Annotated in this window: 5 protein-coding genes; 1 reads left to right on the top strand and 4 read right to left on the bottom strand. The window is 73.6% G+C overall.

All coding sequences use genetic code 11. The features are described 5' to 3' along the window. Positions 1 to 72: 72 nt before the first annotated feature. Genes ACFWH7_RS09690 through ACFWH7_RS09675 form a run of 4 tightly spaced genes read right to left on the bottom strand, consistent with a single transcriptional unit; the run spans position 73 to position 2,894 of the window. Positions 73 to 864, bottom strand: a complete 792-nt coding sequence (locus ACFWH7_RS09690) for an ABC transporter permease (RefSeq protein ID WP_378216299.1) — start codon at positions 862 to 864, stop codon at positions 73 to 75. Beyond that, a complete protein-coding gene (locus ACFWH7_RS09685) occupies positions 861 to 1,835 on the bottom strand; it encodes an ABC transporter ATP-binding protein (protein WP_378216298.1) in 975 nt (324 codons plus the stop codon). The genes ACFWH7_RS09690 and ACFWH7_RS09685 overlap by 4 nt, the downstream gene beginning before the upstream one ends. Next, positions 1,832 to 2,137, bottom strand: a complete 306-nt coding sequence (locus tag ACFWH7_RS09680) for a transcriptional regulator (protein ID WP_378216296.1) — start codon at positions 2,135 to 2,137, stop codon at positions 1,832 to 1,834. Before ACFWH7_RS09680 ends, ACFWH7_RS09685 begins: the two co-directional genes overlap by 4 nt. Continuing rightward, positions 2,130 to 2,894: a hypothetical protein gene (locus tag ACFWH7_RS09675; protein WP_378216295.1), complete on the bottom strand. Its 765-nt coding sequence runs from the start codon at positions 2,892 to 2,894 to the stop codon at positions 2,130 to 2,132. The genes ACFWH7_RS09680 and ACFWH7_RS09675 overlap by 8 nt, the downstream gene beginning before the upstream one ends. A 178-nt stretch (positions 2,895 to 3,072) precedes the next feature. On the opposite strand from ACFWH7_RS09675, the gene ACFWH7_RS09670 reads away from it, so the two are divergent. Continuing rightward, positions 3,073 to 4,023 (top strand): SPFH domain-containing protein, encoded by a 951-nt coding sequence (locus tag ACFWH7_RS09670; RefSeq protein ID WP_047231815.1) that lies wholly within the window; start codon positions 3,073 to 3,075, stop codon positions 4,021 to 4,023. Positions 4,024 to 4,150 lie beyond the last annotated feature (127 nt).

The following is a 4,150-nucleotide window of genomic DNA, read 5'->3' as shown; positions in this document are numbered from 1 at the left end:
CCAACCCCCACCCCCCCGTCGGCCCGCCGCCCCCCACCCCCCCGGCCGGCCCCCCCCCCCCCCCCGGCAGGATCAGCGGAAGCGGCGGCCCTCGTCGCGGCGGTAGGCGCCGACCGCCAGGGCGGCGAACAGCACCGTCCAGCCGAGGAGCACGAACCATGCGCCCGCGTACGCCGGCTCGCCCGTGAGGGCCTGGACGAGCAAGTCACGGCCCGCGCGGGTCGGCGTGGCCATCGAGATCGCGTCCAGCCAGTTTGGGAAGAGGAACGGCGGGAGGAACAGGCCGCCGGCGAACGCGAGCGGGAAGAGGATCACCTGCACGACCGGCAGCGCGGCCTTCGCGGACAGCGAGTAGCCGATCGCCATGCCCAGCAGCACGAACGGCACGGACACGAGCAGCACGGTCCCGACGCCCGCGAGGAGCTGGCCCCACGTCACGCTCGCGTCGGTGAACAGCCAGCCGATGAGGATGAGCGGCACGAGGCCGAACAGCGAGAAGATGCCGCCGTTGAGCACGCGCGCCGCCATGCGCGGAGCCGGGCCGGCGGGGAGCGAGCGCACGAACGGGTCGAACGGGAGCTGCCGGTCCTCCGCGACGCCGAGCCCGTACGTGAACAGGCTCGCGGAGCAGATCGCGAACAGGCCGAGCGACGCGACGGCCGTGGTCGCGGCCACGGGGTTGCCGGCCACCTCCTTCTGCGGCACGACGAAGAAGAACATCGCGAGCGCGGGGAACAACAGGTTGCCCAGGACGGCGACGGGGACGCGCACCGTCTCGAGGAACTGGTACTTGAGGTGCAGCCAGGTGAGGCGCAGCGGCCCGGGGAGGGCGGTGGCGCCGCCCGGGATCGTCGTGGTGGTCATCGGGCCCGTGCCTCCGTGGTCGGGGTCGCGTCGCGCGCGACCATCTGCTCGAACGCCTCCTCGAGGCTCGCGCCCCGGATCTCGAGGTCGTGGAAGTCGACGCCCGAGGTGACGAGCTCGCGCACGAGCGCGTCGGCGTCGGGCGTGTAGAGCTCTTGGCGGCCGTCGCCGAGGCGGTCGGACCGCACGACGCCGGGCCGGTCCGCGAGGTCCGACGCCGACCCGACCACGACCCGCCGCAGCGACACGCGGCGCAGGATCGCGTCGAGCGAGTCGTCCGCCTTGACGACGCCCTGGTCGATGACGACGACGCGCTGCGCGAGCGCCTGCACCTCCTCGAGGTAGTGGCTGGTCAGGAGGACCGTGCCGCCGTCCGCGTGGTAGGCGCGGATCGCGTCCCACAACGCCTGGCGAGCGCTCACGTCGAGCCCGGTCGTCGGCTCGTCGAGCAGGACGACGCGGGGCCGGCCCACGAGCGACAGCGCGACGGAGAGGCGGCGCTTCTGCCCACCGGACATCGCACCCGTCTGACGGCCCGCGAGCTCGGTGAGGCCGAACTGGTCCAGCAGCGCCGCCGTCGGGACCGGGTCCGGGTAGTGGCCGGCGACGAAGTCGACGACCTCGCGCACCTTGAGCGTCGCGGGCAGGCCCGTCTCCTGGGGCGTGAGGCCGAGCCCGGCGCGGCTGCGCGCGTCGCGCGGGTCGCCGCCGAGCAGGCGGACCGTCCCGGCGTCGGGCCGGCGCTGCCCGCTGACCAGGGACAGCAGGGTCGACTTGCCGGCGCCGTTGGGACCGAGCAGGCCGACGAGCTCGCCCGCCCCCACGGTCAGGGACACGTCGTCGAGCGCGACGACCGTGCCGAAGCGGCGGGTCACGTGGTCGACGGCGACGACCGGCCGGGCGGGGTCGGTCGCCGACGGCGCGGGGCCGGGCCGGGTGGCCCGGGTGGGGCTCGTGCGCTGGGCGCTCATGCTCCAGCTCCTCTCAGGAGGGTGTTCAGTGCGGCGATGTAGTCCTCGAAGGCCACACGGCCGCGGGTCGTGAGGGCGAGGTAGGTCGCGGGCGTGCGGCCCTCGTGCGTCTTGGTGACGGTGACGTAGCCCGCGTCCTCGAGCTTGCGCAGGTGGGTGGAGAGGTTCCCCGCCGTCATCCCCAGCAGCTTCTGGAGCTTCGGGAAGGACAGCTCGTCCCCGCTCGCGAGGGCCGCGAGCGTCGCGACGACGCGCAGGCGCGCCGGCGCGTGGATGACGGGGTCGAGCTCCGTCTCAGGCATCGACCGGCCCCCTCCCCCCGGCGAGCGCCGGGCCGGGCCCGGGACGCCGCCGTCGCACGCGCAGGACGTGCTCGACCCCGGCCATCACGAGGAACCCGCCGCCCCCCGCGAGCGCCATGACCAGGTACGTGAACGGCAGCCCCGCGAAGGTCGCCGCGGCCGCGGTGACGAGGATCCACACCCCGAGGACGAACAGCCCCCGGGAGTCGAACGCGACGGCACCGCCGAGATACAGGAGACCGACGACGATGCACGCGAACGCGTTGCTCGCCAGCGCCATGACCTCCGTGGACGCGCCCGCGCGGGCCAGCCCGCCGAGCACGAACCCGTAGCAGACGAAGCCGAGCATCCACGACCACCCGTACATCGCCCCGGTCCGGGCGCTGACGCCGCGGGTACCGGCGGTGCGCGTCACGCTGTGGACGATCGTGAAGACGGTCGCGGCCGCGATGAGGCTGAAGAAGACCCAGAAGGCCCACGGCTCCGGCTGGGCGCCGACCACCTGACCGGCCCCCGATCGGAGCCGCACGACGTCCGCGCCGTCGGCGACGCGCACGGCGCTCACCCACAGGCACAGGTACCCGACGAGCCACGCGACCCCCCACGCGAGGCACAGCAGCCGCGTGTCGGGCTCGGTCGCGTCGCGGGCGTGCGCCTGCTGCTCGCGGATCACGCGGAGCGTCTCGGCGACGTCGAGCGCGCGCTCTCCCTGCTCGTCGGTCCCGGCGCGGTCGGCGTCGCCGTCGTCGGTCGTCATGGTCGTCTCCGTTGATCGAGAAACTACTTTGTGCGGCAAACCTGTTTGTAGCCTGCCACGTCATCCGTGCGTCGCGCAACCCTCTGGCGGCTGCGGATGGTCAAGACCCGCCATATTGTGATATCACTTTGCTATACAAGACATGCGCGGCCACCGGCCGCAGGAGAGGACGGGCCCCGTGACCGAGAGCGCAGCACCCCCGCAGGAGTCCGTCGGCGGCGAGCCGACCGGCCGTCCCGTCGGCCACGACGGCACGCGCGTCGACGTCACCGAGCAGCCCGCGTGGTCGCTCGGCGCGGGCGGGGGCGGCCTGGTGATCCTGCTCGTCCTCGTGCTCCTCGGCGGGTCGATCCCTCTGTTCGCGACCGCGACCCCGGTCGGTGCCGTGCTCGGCGTCGTCGCGATCCTGCTCGGACTCTTCCTGCTGACGATGGTCAAGGTCATCAACCCCGGGCAGACGCTCGTCGTCCAGTTCTTCGGCCGGTACCTGGGGACCATCCGGCGCACCGGCCTCGTCGCGACGGTGCCGTTCTCGACGCGCAAGCGCGTGTCGGTCCGCGTGCGCAACTTCGAGACGAGCGAGCTCAAGGTCAACGACGCCGACGGCAACCCGATCAACATCGCCGCGATCGTCGTCTGGCAGGTCGCGGACACCGCGAAGGCGAGCTTCGCCGTCGAGGACTACACCGACTTCGTCCGTGTCCAGGCGGAGTCCGCGCTGCGCCACGTCGCGATGTCGCACCCCTACGACGACGCCGAGGCCGGCGAGCAGTCGCTGCGCGGGGCTACCGAGGTCGTCTCCGCGGAGATCGCGACCGAGGTCGCGGCGCGCGTCGTCGTGGCGGGCGTCGAGGTCATCGAGGCCCGCATCTCCAACCTCGCCTACGCACCCGAGATCGCCCAGGCGATGCTCCAGCGTCAGCAGGCCGGCGCGATCATCGCCGCCCGGTCGCGCATCGTCGAGGGCGCCGTGTCCATGGTCGAGGACGCGCTCTCGCGGCTCGAGGCCGAGGACATCGTCACGCTCGACGACGAGCGCCGCGCGACCATGGTCTCCAACCTGCTCGTCGTGCTGTGCGGCGACAGCCGCGTGACGCCCGTCGTCAACACGGGGTCGCTCTACCAGTGACCCCCCGCACCCCGGACGCGCCCGGCGACGGCGAGCAGCCCGCGGCGGGCCCCCGGCTGGCGACGGGCGGGGCTCCGACCCCGCCGGGCGGCGACGCGCCCCCGCAGGGCGAGCGACCGCGGGCGGG

This window comes from Cellulosimicrobium cellulans (assembly GCF_042723955.1).
Taxonomy (GTDB): Bacteria; Actinomycetota; Actinomycetes; order Actinomycetales; family Cellulomonadaceae; genus Cellulosimicrobium; species Cellulosimicrobium cellulans_H.
The sequence above is the reverse complement of the archived record's forward strand: the minus strand, read 5'-3'. Positions and strand labels throughout refer to the sequence as shown.

Excerpts from the sequence above, each read along its gene's own strand:
- ACFWH7_RS09690 (WP_378216299.1), bottom strand. The coding sequence starts at position 864 with ATGACCACCACGACGATCCCGGGCGGCGCCACCGCCCTCCCCGGGCCG.
- ACFWH7_RS09685 (WP_378216298.1), bottom strand. The coding sequence starts at position 1,835 with ATGAGCGCCCAGCGCACGAGCCCCACCCGGGCCACCCGGCCCGGCCCC.
- ACFWH7_RS09680 (WP_378216296.1), bottom strand. The coding sequence starts at position 2,137 with ATGCCTGAGACGGAGCTCGACCCCGTCATCCACGCGCCGGCGCGCCTG.
- ACFWH7_RS09675 (WP_378216295.1), bottom strand. The coding sequence starts at position 2,894 with ATGACGACCGACGACGGCGACGCCGACCGCGCCGGGACCGACGAGCAG.